This window comes from Pseudomonas sp. FFUP_PS_473 (assembly GCF_002858665.1).
Lineage (GTDB): Bacteria > Pseudomonadota > Gammaproteobacteria > Pseudomonadales > Pseudomonadaceae > Aquipseudomonas > Aquipseudomonas defluvii.
On record NZ_PJQQ01000005.1, the window covers coordinates 1 to 13538 of the forward strand.

A 13538-nucleotide genomic window follows, 5' to 3' on the forward strand; every position below is an offset into this window, starting at 1 on the left:
AGCAGCTTGCCTGCGATGGCGTCGGCGGGGTGTCAGTACGTGCGTGGCGACTGCATCGCGGGCAAGCCCGGCTCCTACAGGGATCTGCGCAGGGCACTGCCTTTCTGTTGGAGCAGGCTTGCCTGCGATGGCGTCGGCGGGGTGTCAGTACGTGCGCGGCGACTGCATCGCGGGCAAGCCCGGCTCCTACAGAGATCTGCGCAGGGCACTGCCTTTCTGTTGGAGCAGGCTTGCCTGCGATGGCGTCAGCGGGGTGTCAGTACGTGCGCGGCGCCTGCATCGTTGGCAAGCCAACGCTCACTGGAGTGAGAGCAGGCTTGCCTGCGAAAAACCTAACCTACCGAACACGAATCTTGGGATCACCCGCACCCCGTCGCAGGTTCGCCAGAAACCCTTCCAGCGGTGCCGGTTCGGCAATGTGTGGCAATGCGTCTTTATCCGGGCGCTGTGCCCAGAACGCATCCCATGACGGGAACAACTCGTGAAAACTCCCCGCGTAAGGCTCACGCCCCGGCCAGCGCATTTTCAAGCCACCAATCGGTGGTTTGTTCAGGTCGGTGGCATACCAGTAACACGGTAAACGCCGACGGAAGCACCAGCGGCCGTCTACACGCTCATAGTCATCCCAATACAGCATCTGCATGATGACCCACTCAGGGCCGGTCTCATGCTCGTTCTTGGAGTAGACCACGCCAGTGGCATGGTCCGGATCGCTGAACTCGATGATGTGCTGCCCCAGGTGATGAGACGTGCCGTGAAACTGTTTGCGCATGGTCTCGTCCAACCAGGCCTTGAGGTGCGCGCGCCCGCTCTTGTCACGACCAACCCGAACATCCGGGGCGAAGCAGTTGGCCATGGCGTCCATGTCGCGCATGTCCAACGCCAACGCGTATTTGCCGGCCAGTTGGCGAATGGCATCCAGCGATTCCAGACGGTCGATCCGTTCAAGCAGTGAGGTCGAATCCATATTCATCAATCCAGCACCGTGTACAGGTCGGAACTACGCCCGCCGTCCACTGCCAGGCTCGCGCCGGTGATGTAGGACGCCTCATCGCTGGCCAGGAAGAGAATGGCGTTGGCCAGTTCCACCGGCAGGCCGACGCGTTTCATGGGGATGACTTTTTCGGTGTTGCTGCGGGTTTTGCCGTCGCTGAGCATGCCGGCGGTCGCTGGGGTATCGACCACGCCCGGGATGATCACGTTGCAGCGGATGTTGTTTGGTGCGCCTTCACTGGCAGCGGCACGGCTGAAGTTGATCACCGCCGCTTTGGCCGCTGAGTAGCCCGCCATCCAGGCCGTACCGAACAGACCGCAGATGGAGGCAATATTGACGATAGCACCACCGCCCTGTGCCTTCATCAATTGCATGGCGGTACGGGTACCCCAGAAGGTGCCGTCCACGGTGGTGGCGAAGTTGGCGTGCCAGTCTGCCGTAGACATCGTGTCGATGCCGCCCCAGGTGTAGGCCATCGCGTTGTTGACCAGGATATCCAGGCGACCATGACGTTGCGCTGCAGCTTCAAGTGCGCCGACATAGGCCTGCTCATCACTCACATCCGCAACGGCGATTTCAGCGCGACCACCCAGCCCGAGGATCTTCTCGTGGACGCCTTGCAACGGTTCGGCACGTCGGCCACACAACACCACCGTGGCGCCCTCCTCGGCGAACCGCAACGCAGTGGCTTCACCGATACCGGAACCTGCGCCGGTGACAAAGGCAATTTTTCCTTCCAGACGCTTGCTCATAGGTCACTCCTCTCTCAGATAAAGGCCATGCCGCCGTTGACCGCAATGTTCTGCCCTGTCATGAAGCTGGCGTCTTCGCTGGCCAGGAATACCGCGACACGGGCGATTTCGTCGGTTTCACACATGCGTCCCAACGGTACGTTCTTGAGCAGCGCCTGCATGTGTTCGTCGGGAATGCCGGCCATCATCGGTGTGTTGGTCGGGCCGGGTACCAGGGTGTTGACGCGAATGCCACTGGCAGCAAGGTCGCGGGCGATCGAGCGGGTCAGGCCCATGACGCCGGCTTTCGACGCGCAGTAGTGGCTAGGCCCTTCACCGGTCAGTGCGGCCGTACTGGAGAGGTTGATGATGGCGCCCTTGCGAGCCCCCTTGACCATCAACCTGGCACCTTCGCGGCAGCACAGGAAGGTCCCGCCCAGGTTGACATTGATCACCCGCGCCCAGCTTTCGTCCGGCGTGTCGAGGAAGCTGTCGAGGGCACCGACACCGGCATTGTTGACGAGGATGTCGAGGCCACCAAAGTGTTGTTCGGTCTGCCCCATGGCATCGGCAACCGATCCACTGTCGGCAACGTTGCAGGCCAAGGCCAGCACACTGTCACCGAGGTCTGCGAGGCTTTCAGCCAAGGCTGGCAGGTTGAGATCAACCGCCACCACCTTCGCCCCTTCGGCGACGAACCGACGCACGATGGCCTGGCCCATACCTTGTCCTGCGCCTGTCACGAAGGCCACTTTATTCAGCAACTTCATTGCGTTCTCCTGGATTGACGAGCATCGCAACCCGCTGCAGGTGCAGCGAGCCAGTCACCTGCATGATTAGCTGCCACCCCGATACGAACATCGTCCGATAGGACTAACGGCACGCCGATCGGCGTGGTCTGAACGGACGATGCCATCAGGACCACGGCAGCCCAGGATCTGTTCTGCGCAAACCGGGCCGGGCATCAGCATCCCCTTCAGGCAGCAATGTGGCCCGGCCGGTAAGCGCCTCATGAACCCGCAGACTCTGGAGAACCCCCATGAATCAAGCCGTAGACCTGCCATTGCCTACAGGCCATTACGCGACCCTGCCCAACGGCCTGCGCCTGCACTACCTGGACGAAGGCAGCGGCCCGGTGGTGCTGTGGCTGCATGGCAGCGGACCGGGCGCCAGTGGTTTCAGCAATTTCAAAGGTAACTACCCGGCATTCGTCGAGGCCGGTTACCGCAACATCCTGCTGGACTTGCCGGGTTTCGGGCGTTCGGACAAACCCGACGATGTGCAGTACAACCTGGACTTCTTCGTCGACTGTGTGGGCACTTTCCTGACGGAAATCGACGTAGAACGCTGCACGATGCTGGGCAATTCCCTGGGGGGTGCGATTGCCCTGGGGCTGGCACTGCGTTATCCATCACTGGCAGAGCGCCTGATTCTGCTGGCACCCGGTGGCGTCGAAGAACGCGAGACCTACTTCCAGATGCAAGGCATCGTGCGCATGGTCAGCCTGTTCAACGCAGGCCCCATAGGCCTGGAAGAAATGCGCAGCATGATGCGCCTGCAACTGTTCGATGACTCGATCCTGCCAGAGAGCCTGCTGCTGGAGCGCGTAGCGGTCGCGGTGACGCAACCGAAGAACCTGTTCAGCACCATGATGGTGCCCAACATGGAAGCCCGCCTGGGCGAGATCACGTGCCCGATCCTGGGCTTCTGGGGCAGCAACGACAACTTCAACCCGGTCAGCGGTGCCCAGCGCATTATCGACGGTGCCGAAAACGCCCGCTTCATTGTGCTCAACCGCTGCGGGCATTGGGTGCAGGTCGAACATCCCGAACTGTTCAACCGCAGCTGCATCGACTTCCTGCAGCACGGCTGAGCCCGGGAACAGGGGCTACACCCGCTGTAGCCTCACCGAGATGCACCCAGGATGCGCTGACCTACAAGGGCTCACGCATCCTGGCGGTGCCAGGGTAGAACAAGCCGCCCTACTGGGCCGCTGCCGGTTGCCGGTTCAGCTCGGCGTCGCCGGGCTTGCCCAGTACGCACGAGGTGCCGCCTGGCGTGTACATCATGGCCACGCAGCGGTTGCAGGCGGTGCAGATCGAGTTTTTACTCGCACCGCTGGCCAGTTTGTTGACGTAGTCTTGCTCTGCCAACAACACCCGCCCCATGGCGATCAGGTCAAAGCCCTCGGCCATGATCCGCTCGATGCTGTTGAGGCTCTTCGCGCCGCCCAGATAGGCCAGTGGCATCTTCACCGCGGCACGCACCTTGCGAGCATGCTCAAGCAGGTAAAGCTCTCGAAACTCCACCTTGGGATCGGTCAGTCGCTGAATGGCCATCGCCAGGGCGATCACCGGGTTTTTCTGCTGGACGCGATTCTCCTTCGGAAACGAGGAGCCAAACATGGTGGTAATCGACTCGGCGTTCATGCCGGCACTGAGCACCAGCAGGTGCGCGCCCTCCTGTTCCAGCATGCGGGCAATCTGGGCACCATCCTCGGCGCTGTTACCGCTGCGTACGCCTTCGGTAATGCTGTACTTGCAAATCACGGCCATGTCCCGACCAACCGCATCGAGTACCGCTCGCAGCACACGACGCGGAAAACGCAGACGGTTTTCCAGGCTGCCGCCGTATTGGTCACGACGCTTGTTGTACAGCGGTGAAATGAACTGGCTGAGCAGGTAGCCGTGCCCCATGTGAATTTCCACGGCGTCGAATCCGGCCTGCCGGGCCAGCCGCGCACCGCGAGCGAAATCCTGCACAACCTGCTGCATATCGCCCTCATTCATCGCTTGTTTGAGGAACATGCCGCTCATCATGCCGATCTTGTTGAAACCGCCACTGGCGGACAGCGGACGCGGGGTGGAGCGTTCACGAATAAAGGTAAAACAGCCTCCATGGGTGATCTGCGCACTGGCCAGCCCACCTTCGCGGTGTACCGCATCGGTCAACGCCTTGAAGTGCGGCAGGCTCTCAGGCGCCAGGATCAGTTGATTGGGCAGCGTGCGACCATCGCGGCTCACGGCACAATAGGCCACGGTGGTCAGCGCCGTGCCGCCATTGGCCAGGGCGGCATGCAGTTTGACCAATTGCTTGGAGGGCACGCCCTGGGCACTCATGCCCTCATTGGTCGCCGCCTTGATGAATCGGTTTTTCAACGTCAGCGGGCCAATGGTAATGGGGCTGAACGGTGACGGTGTCGGATGAAGGTTCATGGCAGACCCTTTTTTGGCAGCAAATTATCAGAGAATACCGGCCACGCCTGCCTAGGCGCTGGGCATGGCCGGTCGTGCATCAGAAGGTGTACTTGGCGTTGAACGACAGGTAGTCGCGGTCAGCCAACAGGCGCCCTTGGGCGACATCCGGCGAACTCAGGTAAGCGACATAGGTCAGGCCCACCTGGAAGTTGCCCAGGTACTTGAAGTCGCCGCCAACGGTGAGGCGCTTTTCATCACGGCCCAGGCCCTGGTAGGCACTGCCGTCGACGTTCTGCGTCCAGACCACCTTGGTGGTCAGGTCCAGGCCATCGCTGATTGCCGGATAATCCATGTAGGCACCCACGCCAAGCAGGGTCGAACCGCGGGTCTGGGTATTGGATTCAAACTGGTTGAATGTCCCGTCGATACCGGGACCGCCACCGCTGACCACCAACGTGTCGACCCCTTCGATACGCTGATGCACCACTTCGCCGAGGAAGGTGGTCTGCTGGGCCAGGAAGCTTGGGCCCAGGATGTAGGTAGCGTTGAGGTTGGCCTGCCAGAGCTGCCCGGTCGTCGGTGCACCATTGTTCAGATAAACCGAGGCACCATCGCGGTAACTCAAGTCACCGGCATACTGTACCGAGTCGCCGATCTTGGAGCTGAAGCTGATTCCCGTCAGCTCGACATCCTCGAAATAGCCCAACCGGTAGGCCGGCGCAACTGCCGTGTTCGAGCGCTCGCCGATGCTCTTGAGCGAGGAGTACTGGGTACTGCCGCTGAAGTCGAAAAAGATCGACCCGACCCGCTCGTGGTAGCGGTAATGGAACAGCCCCACTTCGGTGTTTTCGGTGAGCCGGTAGCGCGCGCCAAGCCCCCACTGGCCACTGTCGCGGGCATCGACTTCACCGGCATAGTTGACGCCGGTAAAGGTCTTGTCCGGCAGGCTGTTGATCACCCCCGCGTTGAGCCGGAAGAACTCGGCGCCCGGGCCGAAGTAATCGCTGCCGAAGTAGTCACCCACCGGGTTGAGCTGGGTCTTCTCCCACTCGTACTGATAGTAACCGACCAGTGCCAGGTCTTCGTTGAGCGACCAGGACGCGGACACCTGCCCCACCGGCAGGTAGGAGTCCTTGGCTTCGGTGCCTGGCACGTTGAACTTGGTAGCGTCCACCGGCGCCTGCCCCTGGCTGATGTTCGGCCAGAACAGGCTTTCACCCCAGGCCACCAGGTGGCGACCGGCCTTGACCGACAGGTACTGGCTGTCGGCGACATCGAAGTTGCCGTAGACATAGGCATCGAGCAGGCGCGCCTTGCTCCCGCTCAGCCGACGGGTGTCTTCACTGAAGCCGTTGGCCCGACCGATCTTGTTCACGGTGTCCGGCGAATCGTTGTCGTTGCGCTCGTGGTAGACGTCATCGTAGAAATGACTGCCGCGCAGCACTGCGCCGAGATTGTCGTGCTTGAGCAGCAGCTCACCAAACAGGCTGACCCGGTTGTTGATCATCGAGCCGCGGTCGAAGTTGCGCGTACCGTCGTCATTGTTCAGGTCGTTGAGGTATTGCTGGGCAGGCTTGGCGGTACGTACCGACGCGGTGTAGTTGACGGTCAGCGACGAGTCCAGCGTGGTGTTTTCGCCCAACTCGATGGTGGGCCCGGCGCTGGCCGTACCGCTGGCCAGCGCAACGGCCACGGCCAGCAGGCAGTGCCGGCGAGTACCGTTAGCCGCGTTGAGCGCCGCAGGGTTCAACGTAGACATGCTCCTCTCCTTTCTTGTTGTTTTCCGGTTTGCGGGCCCAGTCTGAAAAACTGCCTGGGCCTGCGCATCGTCCGTTTGGTGATGTCGGCCTATTGCCCTTCAGCCTGGATTGATCGCAGCGCGCAGTTCGTTCTTGGCAACCTTGTTCGAGGGGTTGAGTGGCAGCGCATCGAAGAAGCGCACCAGACGGGGTACCTTGTAGTTGGCCATCCGTTCACGGCTCCAACTGATCAACGCGCTTTCGTCCAGCGTCTGGCCTTCACGCAACACCACACAGGCACACCCCACTTCACCCATGCGTGCGTCCGCAACGCCGATGACGGCAACCTGGGCAATGGCCGGGTGGGCGATCAATGCGGCTTCGATTTCCGCCGGGTAGCAGTTGAAGCCACCCACGATGTACATGTCTTTCAGGCGGTCGCTGATGATCAGGTTGCCCGCTTCATCCAGGCGCCCGACGTCGCCGGTGTGCAGCCAGCCGTCAGCATCGATGGCTTCGGCGGTGGCCTCGGGGTTCTCGAAATAGCCCTGCATGACATGAAAGCCGCGCAAGCAGATTTCGCCGGTTTCGCCATTGGCCAAGGCGTGGTTGTGCGGGTCGCGGATGCTGACTTCGGTACCGGCAATCGGCCGCCCGCTGGTGCCGGCGATCACCTGCGCCGAATCCTGCGGGTCGCACAGGGTCGCCAGGCCGCCGCATTCGGTCAGCCCGTAGGCGGTGGTCACCACGCTGAAACCCAACTCGTTGCGCATGCGCTCGATCAGGCTCGGCGGGATACTGGCCGAGCCGGTTACGGCAATCCGCAAGCTGGACAGGTCGGTTTCGGCCAAACGTGGGTGGGCCAGCAGTGAGAGGTAAAGGGTCGGGGCGCCGGGCAAGACGCTGATGCGCTCATTGGCAATACGCTGGAACACCGCATCAGCATCGAACACCGCATGCGGCAGGATGGTTGCCCCGGCAATCAGGCAGGTCAACCAACCCGCCTTGTAGCCAAAGGCATGAAAGAACGGGTTGACGATCAGGTAGCGGTCACCCGGCACCAGGCCAATCACTTTGACGTACTCGCTGAATGCCCGCAGGTTCTGCCCATGACCGCTCATTACGCCCTTGGGTTTGCCCGTGGTACCCGAGGTGAAGAGCAGATCGCACATCGCCTGCGGCTCAATGGCCAGCGCACGACGTCGCGCCGCCTCGCTGTCGTAGGTGGCAGCCCCCAGCAGAAACTGCTGGAAGCTCAGGTCGCCCGGGCGCGGCGGCGTGTCACTGGCCAACACCACCAGATGCTCAAGGCTGGCGGGGCGATGGGGCTCAAGCATCGCCGGGTAATCGACGTCGAGAAAGCGCTGCTGAACGAACAGCACCCGGCAGCCACTGCGCGCCAGTACATCGGCCGCCTCGGTGCCTTTCATGCGGGTGTTGATCGGCACCAGCACCGCACCGGCACAGTGGATACCCAGCGCCGCCAGGATCCAGTCTCGGCTGTTCGGTGCCCATATGCCGACCCGGTCACCGGCCTGAATGCCCAGCGCCATCAGGCCACGGGTGATGGTCAGCGCCTGATTGGGCAGTTCGGCGTAGTCCGTGCACTGGCCATTCTCTTCAATGGCGGTATACCCAGCGAACCGCTCGGCGCTGGAGAACAGTAATTGGGCAATGGTGGTCGGCGCGTCGAGCACCGGCGGGGAACACTTCAGGCTCTGATTCATCGTAGGCTCGGTCATCTGCATCATTCGGGAAAGCGGATACGCAGGCGCGCGCTGGTCGGCACGGCCTGGCAGGCGAGGATCCAGCCCTCGGCCAACTCGTTGTCATCCAGGGCATCGTTGTGCAGCAGTTCGACGTCGCCGCTTTCCAGGGTGCACATGCACGAGGCGCAGCCACCGACACGGCACGCACTCGGCGGGTTCAGGCCGGCGCGCTGCATTGCTGCCAGCAGTGTTTCGCCACTGTCGCAGGCCAGGTTGTGCTCCTCACCGTCCAGGCGAACGGCAAGTTGCGCGGCTACGGCAGCCTCACTGCTGGAGACCACTGGCAACTCACCCTCGCCCGGCAACGACACGAAGCGTTCCACATGCACCCTGGCATCGGGCATGCCCAGGCTTTTCAGGGCGCTGACCGCAGCGTCCATAAACGGGCCTGGGCCGCAGATGAACGCCTGCGCATCGATGAACGGCCGGGCCAGTTCGGCCAGTTGCCCGACCGCCGGAATGCCCTGTACCGAATCCAGCCAATGGACGATTTGCAGGCGCTGTGGATGAGCACTGGCCAGAAACCTGAGCTCATCGCGAAAAATCACCGAGCCTTCGTCGCGGTTCGCATAAATCAGCAGGATCCGCCCCTGCCCCGCCAGTAATGCCGAACGCAGAATTGACAGCACCGGTGTGACGCCGCTACCGCCACCAAAGAGCAGCAGGTCGCTGTCGAGGTTACGCGGCACGAACACGCCTGCTGGCGGCAGCACCTGCAAGGTCTGCCCCTCCTGCAACTCACTGCAGAGCCAGTTCGAGGCGCGGCCCTCATGCACGCGCTTGACCGTCACACGTAACGGCTCATCCAGCATCGGCGTACTGGACAATGAGTAACAGCGGGGCAACCAGCCATCTTCAAACGGGACACGCAGCGTCAGGAATTGACCGGGTCGATAACGAAAGCGTTCGGCCAGGTGCTCGGGTACGTCGAACACCAGAGAGCGCGCGTCGGCCGTTTCCTCGATCACCCGCGCCACGCGCAGGGCAAGATAATCATTCATAGGTCAGGTACTCATTAACACCCGCCTGCGGGAGACAGGCGGGTGTAGACGCGATGGCGTTAGAACGGCCGGGCAGCCTCAGACGTACGGGTCCGGGTTGGGCAAGCCCAATTGCACCGCACCGAAGGCGCGACCGTAGGCCATGAAGTTGTTGGCGATGTGCCCACGGGCCTGGTGCAAGTCACGGAACAGTCGGGCAACCGGGTTGGTGTTGTACAGACCGGACGCTGCCATGCTGCGCAGCAAGTCATTCACCTTGTCGGCACAGACGTTGGTCACGTAGGCGGACTGGTAGCGATACAACAAGCGGGTTTCGGTGTCCGGGTATTCGCCGGCCCTGGCCAGGCTCATGAGGTGCTCGTAGTTGCGTTCCAGCACCAGCTTCAGGCTGTCGACGGTAATCGTCGCTTCGGCCACCGCGGTTTGCGCCACGGGGTCATCCGCCGTGCGTGCACCATGCTTGCCGATGTGCTTGGCGGCATTGGCGCGGAACTCATTGATCGCCCCTTGCAGCGCGCCGATGGCCGAGGTAGAGACCGCTCGGGAGAACACCTGGGCAAACGGAATCGCATAGATCGGGTTGGTGTTGACCAGACGCCCTGGCGTGGCCTCGATGGTGCAGTTGTTGGTGCGCTGAACCCGGTGCGCAGGCACAAACACATCCTCGACCAGAATGTCGTGGCTGCCGGTACCGCGCAGCCCGAGTACATCCCAGTTGCGCTGAATGCGGTAGTCGCTACGTGGCAGCAGGAAGGTGCCGTGCTCCGCCGCAACATCACCTTCGGCGGGCAGGATGCCACCCAACAGCACCCACTGGCAGTGCTCGCTGCCACTGGAGAAGCTCCACTGACCGCTGATGCGATAACCACCCTCGACCACTGTCACCTTGGCCGACGGCATATAGGTCGAGGAAATCAGGGCATCATGATCGTTGCCCCAGACCTCACGCTGGGCTTCGACAGGGTAGCGGGCCAACTGCCACGGGTGGACCCCCATCACACCGTAGATCCAGGCCGTGGACATGCAGCCTTCGGCAAGAATCATCTGGATTTCAAAGAAGGTTCGCGGGTCGACTTCATAGCCTCCGAACGCACGCGGCTGCAAGGCACGCAGCAGCCCGGCCGATTGCAATTCGGCAATGCTTTCGTCCGGGACCTTCAAGTCGCGGTCAGCCTGTGCCGTACGCTCCTTGAGTGCCGGCACAAGGCGCCGCGCACGTTCGATCAGTTCGATTTCGTCCTGGGTCCTTTCTCGCATGCTTTGCATCACTCAATTCTCCCAATCTCGCTGCGCCGGTGCGCGAGCCGTGATTGATCATCGGGGCGAGTGACAGATCGTTCATCGTCAAAGCGGACTAGGACACCCGCTGCCGCAAAGGGCGCAGGTCACGTGCGTTAGTCCATTGAGACGATGCAGCCGCGAGCCAGTCTCGGGATATTCGATACATTGAAAAACGGTTCAACCCAACCCCTACCTTGAGGAAGGACAGCCCATGAGTATCCTGCAGCGTTTCCACCTGGACGGTAGCGTCGCCATCGTCACCGGCAGTGGCCGAGGCATTGGCCGCGCCATCGCGCTGGCCTATGCCGAAGCGGGTGCCGATGTCGTCTGCTCCGCGCGCTCGCTCGAGGATGTGCAACGCGTTGCCGAGGAAGTGCGCGCCTTGGGCCGACGCGCCCTGGCCATCGCCTGCGATGTCAACGACAGCGAGCAGCGCAAGGCGCTGGTCAGCCAGAGCCATGAGCAGATGGGGCGCATCACTCATCTGGTAAACAACGTCGGTGGTGGCGGCCCCAACGATCCACTGAGCATGAGCCCAGAGCAGTTCGACGAGATCCTGCGGTTCAACGTGTCCACCGCCTACGCCTTCTGCCAACTGTGCGTGCCACTGATGCGTGAGGCCGGTGGCGGCAATATCGTCAACATCAGTTCGGTAGCCGCCCGCTACTCACAGCGGCACTTCAGCGCGTACGGCGCCGCCAAGGCAGCCCTGAGCCACTTGACCCGCTTGCTGGCACAGGATTTTGCCCCGCTGGTGCGGGTCAATGCCGTCGCGCCCGGCCCCACCCTGACTGAAGCGCTGAACGGCGTGATGCCAGCGGCCATGCGCCAGACCATGGAAGCCAATACCCCGCTCAAATGCCTGGGCAGCCCGGAAGATATCGCCGCCGCGGCCCTGTACCTGGCCAGCCCCGCCTCGGCCTGGGTCAGCGGAAAAATCATCGATGTCGACGGCGGAGCGGACTCCACGGTCTGGCCCGGCTGAACATCGCCCTTTTTTGGCCGGCGCCCTGAGCCCGTTGGGCCCGGCCCTTTTATTTCCTTCATACAGAGCACCCCGTCATGGACGCCCACTTGATCAACGCACTCGGTGACGAACTGTTCAACGCCCTGCGCACACGCCAGACGCTCGCCCCCCTGACCCGCCGCTACCCGCACATCACCCTGGAGCAGGCCTACCGGATTTCCCTGCATTTTTTGCAACGCCGCGAAGCCCTCGGTGAGCGTGTCATCGGTAAGAAAATCGGTGTCACCAGCCGCGCGGTACAAGAAATGCTCGATGTCCACCAGCCGGACTTCGGCTTCCTCACCGATGCCATGCAGGTCGACGACGGCAGCGATGTCAGCCTGGCCCGCTACAACCTGATTCAGCCGCGCGCCGAAGGCGAAATCGCCTTTGTTCTCGGCGAAGACCTCCACGGCCCGGGTATCAGCGCCGAAGACGTGCTGGCGGCAAGCCAATACGTGGTGCCGTGCTTCGAGATTGTCGACTCGCGTATCGACAACTGGCAGATCCGTATTCAGGACACCGTGGCCGACAACGCCTCCTGCGGCGTGTTCGCCCTCGGCCCACAGCGCATCGACCCTCGCGGGCTGGACCTGGCCCGGGTCGAAATGCAGCTGTCCAAGAACGGCCAACCGGCGGGCAGCGGCCTGGGTTCGGCGGTGCAAGGCCATCCGTGTGCGGCGGTGGCCTGGCTGGCCAACACCCTGGGTGAGCTCGGCATCCCGTTTCGCCGGGGCGAAATCATCCTTTCGGGAGCATTGGCACCGCTCGTTCCGGTTGTGGCGGGCGACCGCATCAGCCTTTCCATGAGTGGCCTGGGCCAGACCAGCCTGCGCTTCGTGCCCTGAGTGAACCTTACGCAATCTCTCCCTGGAGCCATAGACAATGAGCAAGAAGATCAAATGCGCGCTGATCGGGCCGGGCAACATCGGCACCGACCTGCTGTACAAACTGATGCGCAGCGAGGTGCTTGAGCCGGTCTGGATGGTCGGTATCGACGCCACCTCCGAGGGCCTCGCACGGGCACGTGAGCTGGGCCTGAAAACCACCGCTGACGGGGTCGACGGCTTGTTGCCCCACGTTATCGAAGACCAGGTACAGATCGCCTTCGACGCCACATCCGCCTATGTTCACGAGCAGAACTCACGCAAGCTCAATGCGCTGGGGGTGTTGATGATCGACCTGACCCCTGCCGCCATCGGTCCCTACTGCGTACCACCGGTCAACCTCAAGACCAACCTCGGCCTGGGCGTGATGAACGTCAACATGGTCACCTGCGGTGGCCAGGCCACCATTCCGCTGGTCGCGGCAGTATCCAGCGTGCAGCCGGTGGAATACGCCGAAATCATCGCAACCGCGGCCTCCAAATCGGTCGGCCCGGGCACGCGCAAGAACATCGACGAGTTCACCCGCACCACATCCAGCGCGGTCGAACAGGTCGGCGGTGCGAAAAAGGGCAAGGCGATCATCATCATCAACCCCGCCGAACCACCGCTGATCATGCGCGACACCGTGCATTGCCTGACCGAAACGGAACCCGATCAGGCAGCCATCACCGCCGCTATCGAGGCAATGATCCTGCAGGTGCAGCGCTATGTCCCCGGCTACAAGTTGGTAAATGGCCCGGTGTTCGAGGGCAACCGCGTCTCGGTGTTCATGGAAGTCGAAGGCCTGGGCGACTACCTGCCCAAGTACGCCGGCAACCTCGACATCATGACCGCCGCCGCTGCGCGTACCGCCGAAATGTTCGCCGAAGAAATCCTCAAGGGCGAACTGGTCCTGCACGCCACCCACGCACAACCCGCCCTTGCCTGAGGAAT

General features: G+C 62.3%; 12 protein-coding genes. 4 read left to right on the forward strand and 8 right to left on the reverse strand.

The window, feature by feature from the left end:
• Positions 1 to 337: 337 nt before the first annotated feature.
• The 3 genes from CYD26_RS04550 to CYD26_RS04560 are packed head-to-tail and all read right to left on the reverse strand — an operon-like array spanning position 338 to position 2495.
• Positions 338 to 973, reverse strand: coding sequence for a nuclear transport factor 2 family protein (locus CYD26_RS04550; RefSeq protein ID WP_371917188.1), 636 nt, complete (start codon positions 971 to 973; stop codon positions 338 to 340).
• Positions 973 to 1746, reverse strand: a complete 774-nt coding sequence (locus tag CYD26_RS04555) for an SDR family NAD(P)-dependent oxidoreductase (RefSeq protein WP_102051887.1) — start codon at positions 1744 to 1746, stop codon at positions 973 to 975. The genes CYD26_RS04550 and CYD26_RS04555 overlap by 1 nt, the downstream gene beginning before the upstream one ends.
• Positions 1747 to 1760: 14 nt before the next feature.
• Complete coding sequence (locus CYD26_RS04560; protein ID WP_065761208.1) at positions 1761 to 2495, reverse strand: SDR family NAD(P)-dependent oxidoreductase; 735 nt, start codon at positions 2493 to 2495, stop codon at positions 1761 to 1763.
• 269 nt (positions 2496 to 2764) lie between these two features.
• Here CYD26_RS04560 and CYD26_RS04565 point away from each other — a divergent pair, with 269 nt between their 5' ends.
• Positions 2765 to 3598 carry an alpha/beta fold hydrolase gene (locus CYD26_RS04565; RefSeq protein ID WP_102051888.1) on the forward strand — a complete coding sequence of 278 codons (834 nt, stop codon included), beginning with the start codon at positions 2765 to 2767 and terminating at the stop codon, positions 3596 to 3598.
• A 109-nt stretch (positions 3599 to 3707) separates the two neighbouring features.
• Here the strand turns inward: CYD26_RS04565 and CYD26_RS04570 are convergent, their stop codons facing one another.
• The 5 genes from CYD26_RS04570 to CYD26_RS04590 form a co-directional block, all read right to left on the reverse strand.
• A complete protein-coding gene (locus tag CYD26_RS04570; protein WP_102051889.1) occupies positions 3708 to 4940 on the reverse strand; it encodes an NADH:flavin oxidoreductase in 1233 nt (410 codons plus the stop codon).
• 79 nt (positions 4941 to 5019) lie between these two features.
• A complete protein-coding gene (locus CYD26_RS04575) occupies positions 5020 to 6681 on the reverse strand; it encodes a DUF1302 domain-containing protein (RefSeq protein WP_102051890.1) in 1662 nt (553 codons plus the stop codon).
• A gap of 99 nt (positions 6682 to 6780) precedes the next feature.
• Positions 6781 to 8388, reverse strand: a complete 1608-nt coding sequence (locus CYD26_RS04580; protein ID WP_102052008.1) for a FadD3 family acyl-CoA ligase — start codon at positions 8386 to 8388, stop codon at positions 6781 to 6783.
• A 20-nt stretch (positions 8389 to 8408) separates the two neighbouring features.
• Entirely contained in the window at positions 8409 to 9431 is a 1023-nt protein-coding gene (locus CYD26_RS04585; RefSeq protein ID WP_102051891.1) for a ferredoxin--NADP reductase, read from the reverse strand.
• Positions 9432 to 9509: 78 nt separating this feature from the next.
• A complete protein-coding gene (locus tag CYD26_RS04590) occupies positions 9510 to 10697 on the reverse strand; it encodes an acyl-CoA dehydrogenase family protein (protein ID WP_102051892.1) in 1188 nt (395 codons plus the stop codon).
• Positions 10698 to 10923: 226 nt separating this feature from the next.
• On the opposite strand from CYD26_RS04590, the gene CYD26_RS04595 reads away from it, so the two are divergent.
• The 3 genes from CYD26_RS04595 (at position 10924) to CYD26_RS04605 (ending at position 13533) form a co-directional block, all read left to right on the forward strand.
• Positions 10924 to 11697 carry a glucose 1-dehydrogenase gene (locus CYD26_RS04595; RefSeq protein WP_065761214.1) on the forward strand — a complete coding sequence of 258 codons (774 nt, stop codon included), beginning with the start codon at positions 10924 to 10926 and terminating at the stop codon, positions 11695 to 11697.
• A 77-nt stretch (positions 11698 to 11774) separates the two neighbouring features.
• Positions 11775 to 12566, forward strand: a complete 792-nt coding sequence (locus CYD26_RS04600; protein WP_102051893.1) for a fumarylacetoacetate hydrolase family protein — start codon at positions 11775 to 11777, stop codon at positions 12564 to 12566.
• A 37-nt stretch (positions 12567 to 12603) separates the two neighbouring features.
• Positions 12604 to 13533, forward strand: coding sequence for an acetaldehyde dehydrogenase (acetylating) (locus CYD26_RS04605; RefSeq protein WP_065761216.1), 930 nt, complete (start codon positions 12604 to 12606; stop codon positions 13531 to 13533).
• Positions 13534 to 13538: the final 5 nt, after the last annotated feature.

Coding starts and splice junctions, on each gene's coding strand:
- CYD26_RS04550 (WP_371917188.1), bottom strand. CDS start 973: ATGAATATGGATTCGACCTCACTGCTTGAACGGATCGACCGTCTGGAA.
- CYD26_RS04555 (WP_102051887.1), bottom strand. CDS start 1,746: ATGAGCAAGCGTCTGGAAGGAAAAATTGCCTTTGTCACCGGCGCAGGT.
- CYD26_RS04560 (WP_065761208.1), bottom strand. CDS start 2,495: ATGAAGTTGCTGAATAAAGTGGCCTTCGTGACAGGCGCAGGACAAGGT.
- CYD26_RS04565 (WP_102051888.1), top strand. CDS start 2,765: ATGAATCAAGCCGTAGACCTGCCATTGCCTACAGGCCATTACGCGACC.
- CYD26_RS04570 (WP_102051889.1), bottom strand. CDS start 4,940: ATGAACCTTCATCCGACACCGTCACCGTTCAGCCCCATTACCATTGGC.
- CYD26_RS04575 (WP_102051890.1), bottom strand. CDS start 6,681: ATGTCTACGTTGAACCCTGCGGCGCTCAACGCGGCTAACGGTACTCGC.
- CYD26_RS04580 (WP_102052008.1), bottom strand. CDS start 8,388: ATGAATCAGAGCCTGAAGTGTTCCCCGCCGGTGCTCGACGCGCCGACC.
- CYD26_RS04585 (WP_102051891.1), bottom strand. CDS start 9,431: ATGAATGATTATCTTGCCCTGCGCGTGGCGCGGGTGATCGAGGAAACG.
- CYD26_RS04590 (WP_102051892.1), bottom strand. CDS start 10,697: ATGCAAAGCATGCGAGAAAGGACCCAGGACGAAATCGAACTGATCGAA.
- CYD26_RS04595 (WP_065761214.1), top strand. CDS start 10,924: ATGAGTATCCTGCAGCGTTTCCACCTGGACGGTAGCGTCGCCATCGTC.
- CYD26_RS04600 (WP_102051893.1), top strand. CDS start 11,775: ATGGACGCCCACTTGATCAACGCACTCGGTGACGAACTGTTCAACGCC.
- CYD26_RS04605 (WP_065761216.1), top strand. CDS start 12,604: ATGAGCAAGAAGATCAAATGCGCGCTGATCGGGCCGGGCAACATCGGC.